This is a genomic window from Nonomuraea sp. NPDC049655 (genome assembly GCF_044465465.1).
Taxonomy (GTDB): domain Bacteria; phylum Actinomycetota; class Actinomycetes; order Streptosporangiales; family Streptosporangiaceae; genus Nonomuraea.
Window position 1 is genome coordinate 365,996 of record NZ_JBITLS010000003.1, and the last position, 17,524, is coordinate 383,519.

The 17,524-nt window shown below is 70.4% G+C and carries 13 protein-coding genes; 9 read left to right on the forward strand and 4 right to left on the reverse strand.

Annotated elements, in window-relative coordinates:
• Positions 1-118: 118 nt before the first annotated feature.
• On the reverse strand, positions 119-550 hold the full coding sequence (locus ACIBQ6_RS11410) for a hypothetical protein (protein ID WP_397211350.1): 432 nt from the start codon (positions 548-550) through the stop codon (positions 119-121).
• 448 nt (positions 551-998) lie between these two features.
• Between ACIBQ6_RS11410 and ACIBQ6_RS11415 the strand changes: the two genes are divergently transcribed.
• Complete coding sequence (locus ACIBQ6_RS11415) at positions 999-6,770, forward strand: LamG-like jellyroll fold domain-containing protein (protein WP_397211351.1); 5,772 nt, start codon at positions 999-1,001, stop codon at positions 6,768-6,770.
• Positions 6,771-7,141: 371 nt separating this feature from the next.
• Complete coding sequence (locus ACIBQ6_RS11420) at positions 7,142-7,516, forward strand: hypothetical protein (protein WP_397211353.1); 375 nt, start codon at positions 7,142-7,144, stop codon at positions 7,514-7,516.
• Between the two features lie 132 nt (positions 7,517-7,648).
• On the opposite strand, the gene ACIBQ6_RS11425 is transcribed toward ACIBQ6_RS11420, so the two are convergent.
• Positions 7,649-7,843 carry a CsbD family protein gene (locus ACIBQ6_RS11425; protein WP_352350685.1) on the reverse strand — a complete coding sequence of 65 codons (195 nt, stop codon included), beginning with the start codon at positions 7,841-7,843 and terminating at the stop codon, positions 7,649-7,651.
• Between the two features lie 194 nt (positions 7,844-8,037).
• Between ACIBQ6_RS11425 and purB the strand changes: the two genes are divergently transcribed.
• Both purB and ACIBQ6_RS11435 read left to right on the forward strand, forming a co-directional pair.
• Positions 8,038-9,468 (forward strand): adenylosuccinate lyase, encoded by a 1,431-nt coding sequence (gene purB, locus ACIBQ6_RS11430; protein WP_387675298.1) that lies wholly within the window; start codon positions 8,038-8,040, stop codon positions 9,466-9,468.
• Positions 9,465-10,253, forward strand: coding sequence for a GNAT family N-acetyltransferase (locus ACIBQ6_RS11435; protein ID WP_397211355.1), 789 nt, complete (start codon positions 9,465-9,467; stop codon positions 10,251-10,253). The genes purB and ACIBQ6_RS11435 overlap by 4 nt, the downstream gene beginning before the upstream one ends.
• Positions 10,254-10,275: 22 nt before the next feature.
• Here ACIBQ6_RS11435 and ACIBQ6_RS11440 read toward each other — a convergent pair whose 3' ends face one another.
• Positions 10,276-10,872 carry a dihydrofolate reductase family protein gene (locus ACIBQ6_RS11440; protein ID WP_397211357.1) on the reverse strand — a complete coding sequence of 199 codons (597 nt, stop codon included), beginning with the start codon at positions 10,870-10,872 and terminating at the stop codon, positions 10,276-10,278.
• A gap of 114 nt (positions 10,873-10,986) precedes the next feature.
• Between ACIBQ6_RS11440 and ACIBQ6_RS11445 the strand changes: the two genes are divergently transcribed.
• Entirely contained in the window at positions 10,987-12,015 is a 1,029-nt protein-coding gene (locus tag ACIBQ6_RS11445) for a DUF4037 domain-containing protein (RefSeq protein ID WP_397211359.1), read from the forward strand.
• A gap of 72 nt (positions 12,016-12,087) precedes the next feature.
• Here the strand turns inward: ACIBQ6_RS11445 and ACIBQ6_RS11450 are convergent, their stop codons facing one another.
• Complete coding sequence (locus ACIBQ6_RS11450; protein ID WP_397211361.1) at positions 12,088-12,843, reverse strand: MerR family transcriptional regulator; 756 nt, start codon at positions 12,841-12,843, stop codon at positions 12,088-12,090.
• A gap of 29 nt (positions 12,844-12,872) precedes the next feature.
• On the opposite strand from ACIBQ6_RS11450, the gene ACIBQ6_RS11455 reads away from it, so the two are divergent.
• The 4 genes from ACIBQ6_RS11455 to ACIBQ6_RS11470 all read left to right on the forward strand — a co-directional run bounded on the left by ACIBQ6_RS11455 (position 12,873) and on the right by ACIBQ6_RS11470 (position 17,494).
• Positions 12,873-13,676 (forward strand): MerR family transcriptional regulator, encoded by an 804-nt coding sequence (locus tag ACIBQ6_RS11455; protein ID WP_397211363.1) that lies wholly within the window; start codon positions 12,873-12,875, stop codon positions 13,674-13,676.
• A gap of 94 nt (positions 13,677-13,770) precedes the next feature.
• A complete protein-coding gene (locus ACIBQ6_RS11460; protein ID WP_397211365.1) occupies positions 13,771-15,225 on the forward strand; it encodes an alpha/beta hydrolase in 1,455 nt (484 codons plus the stop codon).
• Between the two features lie 107 nt (positions 15,226-15,332).
• Complete coding sequence (locus ACIBQ6_RS11465; RefSeq protein WP_397211367.1) at positions 15,333-16,034, forward strand: response regulator transcription factor; 702 nt, start codon at positions 15,333-15,335, stop codon at positions 16,032-16,034.
• Positions 16,031-17,494 carry a sensor histidine kinase gene (locus ACIBQ6_RS11470; protein ID WP_397211369.1) on the forward strand — a complete coding sequence of 488 codons (1,464 nt, stop codon included), beginning with the start codon at positions 16,031-16,033 and terminating at the stop codon, positions 17,492-17,494. Before ACIBQ6_RS11465 ends, ACIBQ6_RS11470 begins: the two co-directional genes overlap by 4 nt.
• Positions 17,495-17,524: the final 30 nt, after the last annotated feature.

Below are 17,524 nucleotides of genomic sequence, written 5' to 3' on the forward strand. Positions count from 1 at the left end.
CCCGCCCCCACGCCCGGCCCAAGGTCCCCCCCCCCGCCGCGGGGCGCGGCCCCCCCGGGCCCCCCCCCCGGGCGGCCCCGGGGCCGGGGTGGGTCGTGGATGCCCGGTGCGAGGTTTCTCACCTCGCGCCGGGCATCCGGCCGTTCGGGGTGCGGCTGGGCCTCACCGGGTCGGGGGCGTCACACGTCGTTGAAGGAGGCGCTCTGGTCGAACAGTGTGCGGAAGGGGTAGAGGCTCTCGAAGATGACCGCGTGACCTGCGCGCCGCCGACCGCCCATTGCGAGGCGATGACGTAGTGGGCGTTGACGGCGATGTTGGCGCAGCCGGTGAGGTCGAGGTATCCCATCGGCTGGCCGGATGAGGTGGCGTGGCCTTCGCCTCTGCAGCCGTTGCCGGTCTGTCCCTTGGCGATGACGTACATGTCGGAGATCAGGTCGAGCCCGTTCTTGCTGGCGCAGAGCCGGATGGTCCAGCCGTTCTGCGACCTGTCGGCGCAGCCGCCGGCGGCGTGCGCGGGGGTCGTGGCGCCGGCCACGAGAGAGGCGCTCATCAGGAGCGCGCTGAGCACTGCTGCCGCCCGGCGGAGGAGAATGCGGCGGTCGCGGTGTGTTCCGTCGGCATGGGGCATGCGCCGTTCCTATCGTTGCGGGAATTCGGTTTTCTGGCGCGGGGCCAGGTGCTTCATATGTGATTTCTGCGGTCGGCGGGCGGCAACGTGTTCATTTGGTCCACAGCGGGCTGGGCTGTGGTGGTTATGGGGGACGCGGGCACCACAGTGCGCCGTGGAGGGCCGGTTTTGCAGGCGTGATCGCCTTGCCACTCCGCGTGTTGTGAGAATGGCAATTACCAGTAATTCGGCCAGGTATATCGTGCCGGAGAAGGCGGCCGTTACAGATTTTATGTTTACCTTATTGTGATCCCTGATCTTGTTGCCCGGCGATCTTGACCGTAGGTAAATCTTGTTTGCTAATCCGACTCGGCACAGATTGTGGGTGTCAGTGAACAAGTTAGTCAGCGCGGCAATGGTGAGCGGGAAGCCGCCTCGGCGCCTCGCCGTCGCCGCGACGCTCATGGTGGCGGCGTCGCTGCTGGTGGCCGGCGCCACGGTGGCGTCGGCCGATCCCGAACCGGCTCCGACCGCGACCCCCGCTCCTCCGTCGATGACGACCTTCCCCAAGCCGGAGGATCCGGACGCGCCGCTGCGGGCGGCGGTGGCCCAGGCGCGCAGGTCGGGGCAGCCGGTGCCGGTGGAGGCGGCCTTCACCGAGTCCGCCCGCGTGTGGGCCTATCCCGACGGGCACCTGACCACCCAGGCCTACGACGGGCCGGTGCAGCTCAAACAGGCCGATGGCGGCTGGGGCCGGATCGACACGAGCCTGGTGGAGCGGGACGGCGTGCTGAGGCCGAAGCTGGCCAAGGCCGACGTGAGCTTCTCGCTGGGGGGCGACGGCCCGTTCGCCTCACTGGCACATGACGGGAAACAGCGGGTCGCCCTGTCCTGGGGCGCGCCGCTGCCACGCCCGGAGATCACCGGCGACAAGGCCCGGTACGCCGACGCCGCCGGGCCCGGCGCCGATCTCGTGGCCACGGCCCTGCCCACCGGGTTCCGGCACGACGTCGTCCTGCGCGAGCGGCCCACGAAGCCGGTGGAGTTCCGGCTGCCGGTGGAGACCGACGGCTTGACGCTCTCGATGTCGAAGGGGGGCGGGCTGGCGCTGAAGAACAGCAAGGGCAAGACCGCCCTGTCGGCTCCGGCGCCCCGGATGTGGGACGCCGCCGCGGCCGACACCGCCGACGGCCGGCCGGGCCGCGAGGCCAAGGTCAGGACGAGCGTGGAGAGCAAGGACGGCCGGACCGTCCTGGTGCTGAAGCCGGACCCGGCCTGGCTGGCCGACCCGGCCACCCGGTACCCGGTGACCGTTGATCCCACCACCACTCTGGGCGTCACCCAAGAGGTGGGGATCATGTCGCCCAACTCCCAGATCTCCCCGGGCAGGGTCGGCCGCCAGAACTACCGGTACTGCACCGGGACGTGGCCCAACCAGACCTGCGCCGACAGGCCGGAGACGCTGCGGGCGCTGATGGCCTTCGACACCACGTCGATCGCCAACCGGAACGTGCTCAAGGCCACCATGCAGCTGACCCTGCGGGCCAACGCCAGCTCCTGCCTGGTCAACTACCAGTCGATCTTCGCGCACCGGATCACCGAAGCCTGGGTGGCCGACGACACGTTCTGGAGCAGGCAGCCCGCCACCACCCCCGACGGACGCTCCTCGATCAATCCGTGCATCCAGCCGCAGACCGCCGGGGCGGTGTGGAGCTGGGATCTGACCGCGATGGCTCAGGCCTGGGCCGGCGGCACCCCCAACCACGGGCTGATGCTGCAACTGGGCACCGAGACCACGCCCCCCTCCAACGCCAGCGAGAACTTCGACTTCTGGGCGCAGATGTTCGGCCAGAACGTGCCCAAGCTGAGCGTGGACTGGGTGCTGCCGCCGGAGATCCCGACTGTGGCCGCCGAGTCCATCGACTCTCTGAGCGGCAATGACGCCATCGCCCGCTCCACGGCGGTGAAGGTCACCTACAAGTCCGGCGTGCCCGAGGCCACCCCGCTCGACTACACCGTCAGCGTCAACGACTCCACCATGGCCCCGCCCCCCGCGCAGCTTCCCACCGGCGAGGCCGCCTACTGGAAGCTGGACGAGACGTCCGGAGCCACCGCGGCCGACGCCTCCGGCCACAACCTGAACGCCACCCTGACCGGCGCCTACAGCCGCGTCCCCGGGCAGGTCGGCCAGGCTCTCAAGCTGTCCGGCGGCACCGGCGCCACCGCCGGGCCGGTGCTCAACACCGATCAGAGTTACACGGTGACGGCCTGGGTCAAGCTGGAGGACAGCGCCGAGGACCAGGTGGTCTTCTCCCAGCAGGGCGTCAACCAGCCCGCCTTCACCCTGGCCTACGCCCGCTCGACGGTGCCCGAGGTCGATCAGCGGTGGGTTCTCACCATGGTCACCCAGGACATCCCCGATCGGATCTATGAACAGTGGGCGGTCTCCAAGAACATCGCCCGGGTGGGCCGATGGAGCCATGTGGCCGTCCAGTACGACCAGACCGCTCACAAGATCCGGTTGTTCGTCGACGGCGAGCTGGCCGACGAACGCGATCACACCGCGAACTGGAACGCCCGCGGCGCCTTCCAGTTCGGCAAGGGGCAGATCGCCGGTGACCACACGCCCTTCACCGGCGCGATCGACGACGTCCACGCCTACCAGCGGGTGCTGTCGCCGGCCGACCTGCGCACGATGGTCACCGCTCCCGGCACGACGACGAACAACGGCGTGCCCGCCGGTCAGATCCCGGAGAGGATCTTCTCGCTGGACAATCCGGCCAGCTTCAAGTTCGTGGTCAAGGCGTGCCGGACCGGGGTGACGCCGCCGTCCTGCAACGAGAGCCCGGCCTACCGCATCACCTCCGACGCGGCGACGCTGCCCACCGACACCGAGACCGGCATGGCCGACCCTGTCCAGCCGATCCTGTCCGGCATGGTCAACCGCCCCTCCGGCGGGCCGGTGACCGCCAAGTACTACCTGTACGACAACGCCGGAACCCCGGTCGGGTCGGCTCCGCTCGGGACCCGGAACGTCAGCGGCGGCGAACGCGCCTCCTTCCAGATCCCGGCCGACACGGTCCAGCCCGGCAGCACCTACAAGTGGCAGATGGTGGCCTGCGCCGTCGGCCAGGGCGGCACCACGACGCCGGGCGACACGCCGGCCCCCACGCCCACACCGACGCCGACCCCCACGCCGCTTCCCCAGGGGCTCGTGGCGGCCTACGGCATGAACGAGGGCGCCGGCACGAGCGTCGGCGACGTCTCCGGCAAGAACAACACCGGAACCGCCCAGAACACGACCTGGACCGCCGGCAAGTACGGCAAGGCGCTGTCCTTCAACGGCACGTCCAGCAAGGTCTCCGTCCCGCACGACGCCGGCCTGGTGCTGCCGCGGGGCATGACCATGTCCGCATGGGTCAACCCCACCAGCGTGAGCGGTTGGCGCAGCGTCGCCTTCAAGGACTACACGGGCGGCGTCGGCTACGGCCTGTACGCCTCCAACGGCACGGCCCCCAGCAGCTGGCTGCGTTCCGGCGGCGTCCACCAGCAGGTCGACGGCACGGCGGCGCTCTCCACCGGCACCTGGTCCCACCTGGCGGTCACCCACGACGGCACCACCGCCCGCCTGTACGTCAACGGGCAACAGGTCGCGCAGAAGGCCGTCGGCGCTCTGGAGGACTCCGGCGGCGCCCTGCAGATCGGCGCCAACACCAACTGGGGCGAGTACTTCGGCGGCGCGATCGACGAACTGCGCATCTACAGCCGCGCGCAGACCGCCGCCGAGATCCAGGCGGACATGCAGGCCCCGGTCGGCGCACCCCCGACCCCGACGCCCACCCCCACCCCGACGACCACGCCGACCGACCCCACCACGCCGACCACCCCGATGCTCGAGGAGGTCTGCACGCCCAAGACCGCGCCGGTCTCCTTCACCACCCCGGGCACGCCCCCGCCACCACCGGTGGAGGACGTGCGGCACCTGACCCTGGGCAAGGACAACTTCGTCATCAAGTCGGCCAAGACCGACCCGGCCGCCTGCGACGGCGCGCCCTGCACGGTGACCGACGACACGGTGATCCGGATCGGCGGCACCGGCACCGACAAGACGGCCGCTGCCATCGGATTCAAGCTGGACGAACTGCCCGACGGGGCCGGCGTGTCCGAGGGCATGCTCAAACTCGGGGCTCCTACCTGTGCAGGAGGGACGTGCCCGGCCGATGCGGTCATCACCGCGACGCCGTTGAAGAGCCCGGTCACCGGAAGCAGCAGAGGGTCAGATCTTCCCGGCGACGCCGATACGACCGGCACCCCCGACTCGCTGCCCTTGTCCGCTCCAGAGGCTGACATCGCGGGGAGTGAGTACCAGTGGCTCCTGCTCACCTCCGACAAGGACGAGGTGATCACCTTCGGCGAGACGACAGCGTCTGAGCAGCCGTCCTTGGCTCTCACCTATCTGCCGGCTGGACCGCCGAGCAAAGTGCTCAACCTCGCCACCCAGGCGGGGGACGGCGGCGCTGTCGCGAGCTGGGGGCTGCCCGAAACCAACGGCAGTGTGGCCATGCTCGACGGTTACGACGTCGAGGTGACCGACAACGGTGGCGCCGTCGTCAAGACCCTCGACGTCAAGGACCCGTACGCTGCGATCACCGGTCTGACGAACGGCTCGGTCTACACGGTGAAGGTGCGTGCCAAGACCGCTCTGGGGACCGGTGACTGGGAGAGTGCCTCAGTCACGCCCAAGGCGGTGCCTCCACCCCCCACGGGCAGGGACACGTGCGTCCTGGAACAGGGCAGCAGAGCGGTCGGCGCCCAGGCGGCCGGTGATTCGGGGGCTCAGGAGTACATCGCTCGTGTCAAGTCCTACTACGACGCGCAAGACGCGGTGCTGGAGGGGCGTGCCGCCACCATCTGGGACGCGCCCGGGGTCGTGCCGACCGCTTCGATCACCGCTCAGCTCTCGCTGCTGAACAGCCTTCTCCTGGACCAGCGCGCGGAAGCGCAGGCACTGGGTGAATCGCGTGCGAGTTCTGCCGTGACCCTCGGCAATGCGGTCGTAGCGGCCGGGGACAACGGCACGGTCCGCGTCTCCGTCGAGACGAAGCGAACCTGGCAGACCCAGACGGCCGGCGCGAGCCGGGTGGCGGCAACCCGCTCGATCGGGTCCGGCGCGTCTGGTCAGGTCGAGCCGAGCGAGTTCACCGTCTCGGTGTTCGTCTTCGACAGATGCGGCGGCCTGACCATCATCGAGCAGCCTCTCGAATGCTTCGAGGACTCCTCGGATCACATGGACCCCGGCGCCTGCCCCGGCTCCATTCCCGGCTCCCTTTCCCGGGGGCTCAGCACGCAGTCAGCATGCTCGAACGACCCCAACGACCCCTACTCGGACCCCGATGCGGACATCAAGAAACTGGTCGGGCAGTGCTTCTTCAACAAGGGCGCGCCCCACGGATGCTGGAACGCCGAGAAGCCGGGATTCAAAGTATCGGAGACATTGATAGCGAACGAATACACCGGCACCAGCAAGAAGCGCAAGGGGTGGGGTGTCACCGTAGACGCCCACTCATACTGGTTCGGGAACTACAGCGTTGAGCACGGGCCCACCAGAGACGTCTGGGATTTCGCCCACGACAACAACTTCCCCGCCTCCGATCGCGGAACGTTCGTCAACTATGTCCGAGTATGGCCGATGGAGAAGAAGGCGAACTCCGCGGAAGCCAAATACATCAGGAACAACCTCGTCCTCAAGAGCATGGGCGAAGCGTGCTTCATGAACACCAAGTACGACAACGAGTTCGGCACCGCCATCGAAGTCGACGGCGAGCTTGCGCCGAGCGGGGGTGTGACGACCACCCACACCAGCTCCAGGGAAGTCACCTGCAAGTCGTACGAGGCCACCGGGCCGACCAAGCCGTCGAGCCCGAACCCGAAGGACGACTTCGAACTCCAGCCGCTGTGGAACCGGCAGCGACCGAAGTCGGAGTGCTTCAACACTCTGCTGAAGTACTGCTCGATCGACGCGTACCGGCACGGCTTCAAGGCGGAAGTGACATTCTGCTATCACGTCAAGGCGCGTCAGGCGCGATGCATACCGTGGCAGTCGAACCAGTACTACAGCTGGTGGCTGAACTACTATAAGGGAACTCGATATGGCAGCACCTGACAGTCGGTGATCGACTCCGGGTCATGCTGACGTGGGGCCTCCGGCCGAACGCGGAGGCCCCACGTGTTTTTCGGCCGAGCGCGCCCCCGCCGGTCATGGTGAGCAATGCTCATCTCTACCGTGGAAACAACGACAAGCTACGCGGCCGAGCGCGGACAAAGAGAAGGGGGACAAAGTAAAGCGTGCTTTCGGCGTCGGGCTCGGCGGTGTCATGAGCGGGCGGCCCGATGTTTCGGGCGGAGAAATGCGTTCGAGGCCGGAAAATAAATTCCGGGCGGATGCCTTGACGGTTGCCGGTAATAACGGGTCACGATGGAGGGGCCAGAGGAAGATGTCCTGTGGGAGGAAACGTGTTCAAGGAAGCATGCGCCGTGAGCGCCCTTGTCGCTGCCGCCCTCGCCCCTTCGATGGCCTCGCAGGCACTGGGGGAGAAAGTCCACGCCACCACCGCCACGCCCGCCACGTCGTCCGCGCTTGCCGACTGTGCCGCGGGCGGCGCCGCCGGGAACGCGCCCAAGTGCAAATACCTGGAGGAAGGCAACAAGCGGTGCTACTACTGCCGCGACAAGAAGGGCGGCGGGTACAAGAAGCAGTACTGCGAGCAGAAGACCAAGCAGCCGGAGCAGTCGACCGAGCGCGAGTGCAAGACCACCAAGGAGCCGATCACGGGGAGCCCGGACCGTACGTGCAAGACCTGCACGGACGCCAAGACCGGCAAGGTCCTGTCCCGGGAGTGCAACAGCTAGCCGACGCGGGGCCCGCGCTTCCGACGACGGTCCGGCCGGCCCGGTAGCGGGGGCCGGTGACCGGGAAGCGGGGGAGGCGGTGCGGTGCGAGGTCGAAACGACCCGCCGCGCCGCCCCCCAAGGCCGCGGCGGTCACTTCTTGAAGGCGTCCTTGACCTTCTTGCCGGCGTCCTTGACCTTCTCGCCCGCCTGCTTCAGGCCGCCTTCGGTCTGGTCGGCGCGGCCTTCGGCCTGGAGGCTCTCGTTGTCGGTGGCGTCGCCGATGTTCTCCTTGGCGCGTCCCTTGAGCTCCTGGGCCTTGTTGCGGATCTTGTCGTCGGTGCTCATGTTCATGCCTTTCTGGTCGGGTCCTCGCGACTTCCTGTACTTACCGGCCAGGGCGGGCGGAAACATGGCGCGCGTCCGGCCGGGCGCGTGACGGCGCTGGTCAGCGCCCCTGCGTGAGGGCGGACGCGGCCGCCGGGAAGCCTGTGCGGGCTGGATGCGGTGGGGGTGACGGGGTGTGAATAGACTTGTCCAACGTGACTTCCAAGCCGCGCATCCCGAACGTCCTGGCCGCCCGCTACGCCTCACCCGGGCTGGCCCGCCTGTGGTCTCCCGAGTACAAGATCATCGCTGAGCGGCGGTTGTGGCTGGCGGTGCTGCGGGCGCAGGCCGAGCTCGGGGTGGCGGTGCCCGAGGGCGCGGTCGCCGACTACGAGAAGGTGGTCGAGCAGGTCGACCTGGACTCGATCGCGGCGCGCGAGCGCGTCACCCGCCACGACGTCAAGGCGCGCATCGAGGAGTTCAACGCGCTGGCCGGGCACGAGCAGGTGCACAAGGGCATGACCTCGCGCGACCTGACCGAGAACGTCGAGCAGCTGCAGATCCGCGACAGCCTGCTGCTGGTCCGCGACCGCGTCGTGGCGCTGCTGGCCCGCCTGGCCTCCCTGGCCGAGGAGCACACCGCCACCGTCATGGCCGGGCGTTCGCACAACGTGGCGGCGCAGGCGACGACGCTGGGCAAGCGGTTCGCCTCGGCCGCCGACGAGCTGCTGGCCGGCTACCACCGGCTGGAGGAGCTGATCGGCCGCTACCCGCTGCGCGGCGTCAAGGGCCCGGTCGGCACCTCCCAGGACATGCTCGACCTGCTGGGCGGCCGGCAGGACAGGCTGGCCGAGCTGGAGGAGAAGGTCACCGCCCACCTGGGGTTCTCCCGGCGGCTGACCAGCGTCGGGCAGGTCTACCCGCGGTCCCTGGACTTCGAGGTGGTCTCGGCGCTGGTGCAGCTGGCGGCCGCGCCGTCCTCGCTGGCCAAGACGATCCGGCTGATGGCCGGGCACGAGCTGGTCACCGAGGGGTTCAAGGAGGGGCAGGTCGGCTCCTCGGCGATGCCCCACAAGATGAACACCCGCTCCTGCGAACGCGTCAACGGCCTGACCGTGGTGCTGCGCGGCTACGCCTCGATGGTGGGCGAGCTGGCCGGCGACCAGTGGAACGAGGGCGACGTGTCCTGCTCGGTGGTGCGCCGGGTCGCGCTGCCGGACGCGTTCTTCGCCTTCGACGGGCTGGTGGAGACGATGCTGACGGTGCTGGAGGAGTTCGGCGCGTTCCCGGCGGTGATCTCGGCCGAGCTGGGCCGCTACCTGCCGTTCCTGGGCACGACGAAGATGCTGATGGCCGCCGTGCGCGCCGGCATGGGCCGCGAGCAGGCCCACGAGCTGATCAAGGAGCACGCGGTGGCGGCGGCGCTGGCGATGCGGTCGCGGGGCGCGTCCAACGAGCTGCTGGACCTGCTGGGCGGCGACGAGCGTTTCCCGCTGGACCGCGCCGAGCTGGAGGCGCTGCTGGCCGACCGGGTCTCCTTCACCGGCGCGGCCGCGGCGCAGGTGGCCGAGGTGGTGCGGCAGGTGGGGCAGGTCGTGGCCGAGCACCCGCAGGCCGCCGCGTACCGGCCGGGCGAGATCTTGTGATCCACCGGCTCGGCGACCCGGGCGCGCTGCGGGCCGCGTGCGGCGACGACGACCTGGTCGTGTGGACGGCCCAGGACCTGAGCGGTCAGGCCCGCGCCTGGGCGTTACGGCAGGCGGTGGTGGCCGCCGCCCCGGGCATCGCCCGGCACGACCGGCTGGCGGTGTGGGGCGACCCGGGCGACGCGGCCGAGCTGGTCCGGCACGCGCTGGCCGAGCTGGGGCCCACCTACCGGCCGCTGGGCGAGCGGGAGCTGATGCGGCGGGTCGCGGCGAGGCTGGAGGGCGTGCGGGAGAGCGGCGCGTTCTCCTGGATGAGCCTGCAGGGGCCGCCGGCCGGCGCTCGCACCGGCCAGGCCGGCGCCGCACCCTTGGACGCCGCCCCCCTGGACGCCGGCCCGCCGCCGGTGGTCGGCTGGCTGGACGGCGACGCCGAGCAGGAGATCACGGCGCTGCTGGCCGGGGACGCGCCCTCGTCGTACGCGGTGCCGGGCGCGGCCGGGGTGCGGCGCTGGGCGGGTGTGCGGGTGGGGCGCGAGCTGGCGGCGGTGGCGGCCGACGCGTGGTCGGCGCCGTCGGTGGGTTTGCTGGCCGGGGTCGCGACGGCCGCCCGCTTCCGCGGGCGGGGGCTGGCCGAGCGGGTGTGCGGCTGGATGTCGTCCCAGCTCGTGGCCACGCACGGCCGCGCGGCGCTGATGGTGGACGACGTCAACGCTGCGGCGATCAAGGTGTACGAGCGGATCGGCTACCGCCGGCGCCTGGTGCTGGCCTGCCACGTCGCCGGCTGACCCCCCGCTCGAAGGCGGCGGGTCAGGTGATGGCGCGGTAGGTCAGGTGGGTGGCCAGGGGGGAGAAGTGCGTCTCGACCGGCTCCCACTGGCGGGGGCGCACCTGGGCGAACAGGCGGGTGCCCGCGCCGAGCAGCAGCGGCACCAGGTGCAGGCGCAGCTCGTCGAGCAGCCCTTCGTCGGTGGCCTGGCCGATCAGGTCGGCGCCGCCCATGAAGACGATGTCGCCGTTCCCGGCCACGGTGCGGGCGTGCTCGACGGCCGCGGCCGGGCCGTCGGTGACGAAGGTGAACAGTTCGGGCCGGCGTACCGCTGAGGGCGGGACGTGGGTGACGACGAACACGGGCGTGGCCTGCGCCTGCTCGTGGGCCGAGCCGTAGCCGAGCGGGTCGCCCCACCCGTAGGGGCCGTCGACCACGTCGAAGGTGCGCCGTCCCATGATGACGGCGCCGGTGGCGCGGACCGCGCCGCCCAGGACGCGCGCGTCGACGTCGGTGGGCCGGCGGGCCCAGGCGTGCAGCAGTTCGCCGCCGGTGCCGAGGCCGTGTTCGAGGCCGGGGTCGGGGCCGGTGACGTAGCCGTCCAGCGATACCGAGATGTCGGCGACGACCTTGCTCAACGGGTCCCTCCCCCTGGCGTGTCCGGTCGGTCACCACGCTGTCATCGGCGCTGGGAAAACCGGGTGAGGTTCGGGCGGTGCTCGTGCAGAGTTGACGGCGTGATGTCCAACTTTGTGCCTGGTATTGAGCTTTCTCGTGCCTTCTACGGCGAAGTCGTCGCGCCGCTGCTTCCCGGGGTGCGGCACAGCGCCGCGCTGATCGGCCCGGGGTCTGAGGTGCTCGCGTTCGACACGGCCCGCTCGGCCGACCACGACTGGGGGCCGCGGGTCCTGCTGTTCGTGCCCGCCGGTCAGGTGGAGCCGGTACGGGAGCGGGTGACGGCGGGGCTGCCCGACCGGTTCGGGGGTTTTGACACCGTGTTCGAGTACCACGGGGTGCGGCAGCCGGGGGTGGTGGTCGCCGAGCTGGGGGAGTGGCTGGTCGGGCGGCTCGGGTTCGATCCGCGTGCGGGCGTGTCCCTGCTGGACTGGTTGTCCGTGCCGTGGCAGACGCTGGCCGAGGTGACGGGCGGTGAGGTCTTCTGCGACGGGTTGCCGGGTGTGGGGCTGGAGGCGGCCCGGCAGGCGTTGCGCTGGTATCCGCAGGACGTGTGGCGGTACGTGCTGGCCTGCCAGTGGCAGCGCATCGGCCAGGAGGAGCCGTTCCCGGGGCGGTGCGCGGAGGTGGGGGACGAGCTGGGGTCGGCCGTGGTGGGGGCGCGGCTGGCGCGGGAGGTGATGCGGCTGGCGTTGCTGCTGCGGCGCCGCTACCCGCCGTACCCGAAATGGCTGGGCAGCGCGCTGACCCGGCTGCCGGGCTCGGCCGAGCTGGGCGAGGCGCTGGGGGCGGCGATGGCGGCGCGGTCGTGGCGCGAGCGGGAGGAGGGCCTGACGGCGGCGTACGGACGGCTGGCGGCGCTGCAGAACCGCATGGCGCTGACCGAGCGGCTGGAGGAGGGGGTGCGGGGGTTCCACGACCGGCCGTTCCGGGTGATCGGCGGGGAGCGGTTCGCGCGGTCGCTGATGGCGTCGGTGACGGATCCGGTGGTCAGGGGGCTGCCGGTGGCGGGGTGCGTGGACCAGTTGTCGGACACGGTGGAGCTGTTGACCTCGCCCCGCCGGGCGCGCGCACTGACGGCGGCCGCGCTGGACCTCCCAGCTTAGAAATCTACATTGTAAAGGTGTCGGGTCTGGACACAATCCAGCTCTTCCAACCAGAAAAACCCTGCAACCAGGTCAGGCGCGGCGGGCGTTGGCGTGGATGGCCTGGCGGTAGTACGCGGCCAGGCCGGGGGCGCGGTCGTCGTAGGTGGCGGTGAAGCGGGGGTCGGTGGCGTAGAGGTCGCCGAGGCCGCGGTGGAGTTCGGGCGTGCAGTCGTAGAACCAGCGGGTGATGTGGGCGCGGTGGCGTTCTGCGATGTCCATGACGTCGGGGTGGTCGGGGGCGAGTCCGCGGGCGTGGGCGGCGCGCATGTCGTCGTCGATGGCGGTGGCTTCGGCGGTGAGCTGGAGCCAGTCGGTCTTGGTGTGGGCGGCGGCGCGGCGGCGGCTTTCGGCGTAGGCGTCGGTGTGGCCCCAGCGGCGTTGGACTTCGGCGTGGTGGTCTTCGGGGGTGAAGTGGCCGAAGACGTCGAAGCGTTCTTGGGGGGTGAGGGGGAGGTGGTGGGTGTGGGCTTGGATGGCGCGTTCGACATTGGTGATGACCTGGTGGAGGCGTTGGGCTTTGCGGGTGAGGAGTTGGTGTTGGCGGTGGAGGTGGGTGAGGTGGTCGGTGTGGGGGTGGTCGAGGATGTCGGTGATCTGTTCGAGGGGGAAGCCGAGTTCGCGGTAGAGGAGGATTTGCTGGAGGCGGAGGAGGTCGTCGTCGGTGTAGCGGCGGTAGCCGGCGGTGGTGCGTTGGCTGGGGGTGAGGAGGGCGATTTCGTCGTAGTGGTGGAGGGTTCGTACGGTGATGCCGGCCAGTTTGGCGACTTGGCCGATGGACAGGGTCATGGGTCTGACGTTACGTGAGGGTGGGTGTGGTGGTGGATGAGGAGTTGCTGCCGATTGGGCAGTTTGCGCGGCTTGGTCGGTTGAGTGTGAAGCAGTTGCGGCATTACGACGAGTTGGGGTTGTTGCGTCCGGCGTATGTGGATGAGGTGACGGGTTACCGGTATTACCGGGCCGATCAGGCGCGGGAGGCGTTGTCGATCGGGTTGTTGCGGTCGTTGGATGTGCCGTTGGCGGTGGTGGGGCGGGTGTTGTCGGGGGAGGTGGGGGCTTTGGAGTCGGTTCGGGTGTCGTTGGAGGTGGAGTTGGCGCGGCGGCGGCGGACGTTGGCGTCGTTGGAGCGGGTGCTGGCTGTGGGGTTGCCGGCGGCTGAGGTGGATGTGGTGCGGCAGGGCGGGGGGCGGGCGGCGTTCGTGGGTGAGCGGGCGGCGGGGTTGGAGGATGTGGGGCGGGCTACGTCCGCGGCGGTGGCGCGGTTGGTGGCGGGGTTGCCGGAGGGGTTCGGGCCGGTGCGGTTGGTGGGGTTGTTTCCGGTTGATGTGGGTGAGGTGGTGGACGTCCGGGTGGCGTTGTTGCTGGACGACGATGGGGAGGTCGGTCAGGGGTTCGAGGTGGGGGTGTTGCCGGGTGGGGTGTTCGCGCGGGCGACTCATGTGGGGCCTTATGACCAGATCGCGTTGACGGTGCATGCTGTGCTGGCGTGGTGTGCTGAGCGGCGGCTGGTGGTGAGGGGTGCGGTGCGGGAGGTGTATGTGTCGGATCCGGGGTGCACGCCTCCTGGGGAGTTGGTGACGGATGTACTGGTTCCGGTGGTGGGTGATTTGTCGGTTTCGTGATGAGGTCACGGGCGGCCGGTGACGAGGTCTCTGGTTCGGCGATCAACGACCCGGCAGAGTCGTGGACGTCCCCACCGGAACCGAAAGGCCCCTGATGAAATCCCTTGCCCTGTTGTCCGCGTCCGCCCTGACGGCCACCCTTCTGGCGGCTCCGGCGAATGCCGCCGTCACCTCGTGGAGCTCCTGCCGGCCGGGCGAGGGCGTCGATCCCCGCCAGGAGTGCACGACGATCGAGGTGCCGATGGACTACTCCGTCGCCGGCGGCCCGTCGGTCACGCTGGCGGTGTCGAGGATCAGGACGGCTCGCCCCGACGTGCGCCGTGGCGTGTTGCTGATCATCCCGGGCGGTCCGGGCAGCCCGGGGCTGAACCGGCCCAGCACCCTGGTGAAGAAGCTGCCCAAGGACGTGCTCGACCGCTTCGACATCGTCGGGTTCGACCCGCGTGGCGTCGGTGAGAGCTCGCCGGTCTCGTGCGGGCTCGCGCCCGCCGACCTGTCGCTGACGCGTCTGAAGCCCTACCCCGACGCCGACGGCGGGATCGCCGGGAACGCGGCGTGGTCGCGCCGGATCGCCGAGGCGTGCGCCCGTAACGGCGGGCCGCTGATCCGGCACATCAGCACCCGCAACCACGCCAGGGACATCGACCGGATCCGGGTGGCGCTCGGCGAGGACAAGATCTCCTACTGGGGCGTCTCGTACGGCACCTACGCGGGCGCCGTGCACGCCACGATGTTCCCCGGCACCACCGATCGGGTGATCCTCGACAGCAATGACGACCCCGATCCGCGCAAGGTGGCGCGCCAGTGGCTGGCCAACTACGCCGTCGGTGTGCAGGACGCCTTCCCCGACTTCGGCGCGTGGGCGGCCGCGCGTGACGGCGACTACGGACTGGGCGCCGACGTGGCCGCGGTGCGCCGGACGTTCCTGGAGCTGGCCGCCCGGCTGGACCGTGAGCCGCTCGCCTGGCCGGGGTCCGGGCCGGAGCAGCGGCTGACCGGCAACCTGCTGCGGGAGACCCTGCTCAACGCGCTGTACTCGCGGGCGAATTACCCGATGCTGGCCGGGCTGTTGAAGGCCGCGCTGAGCGGCGACGAGCTGCCCGCGCCGAACCAGCCGCCGCAGGCCGCTCTGCAGAACACCGCCGCGCACGCCGGTGCCACGATGTGCAACGACGTGGTGTGGCCGAGCTCGCTCGCCCGGCACGAGCAGCAGGTGCGGCGCAGCCGGGCCGCCTACCCGTTGACGGCGGGCATGCCGGTGAATCTGGGGCCGTGTGCGTACTGGCCGTTCCGGCCTGCCGAGCGAGCCACGCGGATCGGTTCGCGGGGTCCGGCCAACGTCCTGCTGATCCAGAATCTGCGGGATCCGGCCACGCCCTACAGCGGGGCGCTGAAGATGCGTGCGGCGCTCGGGCAGCGGGCCCGGATGGTCGCGGTGGACTCCAGTGGTCACGGGGTGTATCTGGCCAACGGCAACGCCTGCGGTGACCGTGCCGTCACCGACTTCCTGGTGACGGGCCGCCTGCCCGAGCGTGACCTGAGCTGCTGAGGCACAGCTCTGCGGTCGGGTCGCCGTTCGGCGGCCCCCAGGGGCTGTGCCGATGGCGCGGCGGACGCTCACACGTTTTTCTCACCATGTGCAGGTAGAACGATGTGGTGAACGAACAATCCGCCGCGAGGGTGCTGGTGGTCGACGACGAGCCGAACATCCGTGAGCTGCTGTCGGAGGCCCTGGAGCTGAACGGCTTCGCCGTGCGGGCGGTCTCGGACGGCCGCCGGGCGCTGGAGGAGGTGGCCCGGGAGCGGCCGGACATCATCGTGCTGGACGTGATGATGCCCGGCCTGGACGGGTTCACGGTGGCGCGCAGGCTTCGTGAGGCCGGTGACAGTCCTCTGGTGCTCTTCCTGACCGCCAAGGACGCGGTGCCTGACCGGATCGCGGGGCTGACGGCCGGCGGCGACGACTACGTGGCCAAGCCCTTCAGCTTGGAGGAGGTCGTGCTGCGGTTGCGGGCGATCCTGCGCAGGACGCGCCCGCCGGAGGAGCAGGCCGACGACGGCGTCCTGCGGTATGCGGACCTGGAGCTGGACGTACAGGCCCATACCGTGCGCCGGGCCGGGCGGCCGATCCACCTGTCGCCGACGGAGTTCAGCCTGCTCAGGTACCTGATGATCAATGCGGGACGGGTGGTCAGCAAGGCGCAGATCCTCGACCGCGTGTGGGACTTCGACTTCGACGGCGAGAGCAGGATCGTCGAGTCCTACATCAGCTACCTGCGGCGGAAGATCGACGCCGGTGGCCCGCCGCTGATCCACACTCTGCGTGGCGTGGGTTACCGGCTGCAGAGCACGTCGTGAGGGTGGCTCGCCGTCCGTGGCCGTTGCGGTTGCGGCTGCTGGTGGCTCTGCTCGGCCTGGCGGCGGCGGGGCTGGCCGTCTTCGCGGTCGCCGGCACCGTGATGCTGGAGCAGTCGCTGCTGTCGCGCGTGGATGCGCAGCTGGCCGAGTTCTCCGCGACCACCTCTGCCCGCCGGCCGCCGATCGGGCCTCCGCCGCCGCCCGGGAGCGTCCAGTTGCCGACCCAGTTCCGGATCGCCGTCTATGACCGTGCCGGGCGATTGGCTCGGCTGGTCCCCGCGGACGCGACGGGCGGCCCGCAGGTCCCGGCCGAGGCGGTCAGGTCGGTGCCGTACCGGCCGTTCACGGTGCAGGACCGGAGTGGGCGGGAGGACTGGCGGGTGCTGCTCAGGCAGTTGCCGAACGGCGAGCGCGTCGCCTTGTCGATGTCGTTGGAGGCCAACCGTGCCACCGTGCGGCAGTTGCTGGTCATCGAGGCGGCCGCGGGAGCGCTGGTGCTCGTGCTGCTGGGTGCCGTGGCCTGGGCGGTGGTGCGGCTGGGCCTGCGCCCGCTCACGCGCGTCGAGCGCACGGCGCGGGCGATCTCCGCCGGTGATCTGGACCGGAGGGTCGCCGATGCCGATCCGCGCACCGAGATCGGGCGGCTCGGCCAGACGCTCAACACGATGCTGGAGCGACTGTCGGCCGCTCTGCGCGCCCGCCGGTGGTCGGAACAGCGGCTGCGCCGTTTCGTCGCCGACGCCTCCCATGAACTGCGCACCCCGCTCACCTCCATCCGGGGCTTCGCCGAGCTCTACCATCACGGCCAGGGCCCCCGGGACGCGGTGGCCGAGCGGCTGCTGCGCAGGATCGAGGCCGAGGCCGAGCGCATGGGCGTCCTGGTGGAGGACATGCTGCTGCTGGCGCGGCTGGACCAGGAGCCCGCCTTGGCGCCCACCGTCGTGGATTTGCACGTGCTGGCCGGGGATGTCGTTCATGCCGCTCAGGCCCGCGACCGCGAGCGGCCGATCCGGCTGGTCGTCTCGGCCGAGCCGGTGTTCGTGCTGGGCGACGAACATCGGCTGCACCAGGTCATCGCCAATCTGGTCGGCAACGCGATGCGGCACACGGCTGCGGAGGCGGAGATCCGGGTGGAGGTGGCCCCTCGCGCCGTGGCCGGGGTTCCCGCGGCCGGGGTGGTGCACGTCGGCGGCGGGCCCGCTCCGCACGCCAGGGCCGCGCTGGTCGAGGTGCGCGACGAAGGGCAGGGCATCGAGGCCGGTCATCTGCCGCACGTGTTCGACCGCTTCTACCGGGCCGATCCCGGCCGTTCCCGTGACAGTGGTGGAACGGGGCTGGGCCTGGCCATCGCCGCGGCGCTCGTGCAGGCGCACGACGGCCGGATCGAGGTGACCAGCGTTCCGGGGCGCGGCACCGCCTTCCGTGTGCTGCTGCCCCTTGAGCAGCATCGCGACGGCTGAGCACTCCGGCCGTTCATCCTCTCGTCAGGT